This is a genomic window from Vibrio sp. S234-5 (assembly GCF_000960595.1).
Classification (GTDB): domain Bacteria; phylum Pseudomonadota; class Gammaproteobacteria; order Enterobacterales; family Vibrionaceae; genus Vibrio.
In genome coordinates this window covers 1-368 of sequence record NZ_JZAM01000429.1, presented here as the reverse complement: position 1 = coordinate 368, position 368 = coordinate 1, and the positions used below count along the sequence as shown (strand labels likewise).

The 368-nt window shown below is 50.8% G+C and carries 1 protein-coding gene; it reads right to left on the bottom strand.

Features of this window, described 5'->3' with window-relative positions:
• Window positions 1–368, bottom strand: a 368-nt coding sequence (locus UF06_RS22860; protein ID WP_045572517.1) for a hypothetical protein, incomplete at both ends; no start/stop codon positions are given.

The window sequence follows — 368 nt, the reverse complement described above, 5'->3', positions numbered from 1 at the left end:
ATACGTCACATAGCGCGAGCCACTGCTTAACTTCCCTTGCAACTGGTTGGTAAACTCGCCAACCGCGTCGTCACGCACGTGCCCTACCACCTCAATGAGAACCTCGGTATAGGTGTCATCTGGCGCTTTGCCACCCATCTGAATGGTGGTGTCGATGTCGGTATTATCCGCAATGAGATTTAAGTTGTTGATGTCGGTGTACGCCGGGTTACCGTCAGAGATAACGCTCGCGCTTACACTCCAATCTTTCAGTGCGACTTTTTCAGTGCCGTCCGCGGTCTCAACCAAATAGTTACTAATGGTATCGCGCACATCCACCAGCTCATTATTGGTGGTTACGTTGCGAATTCGCATCTGATAGCGCACTT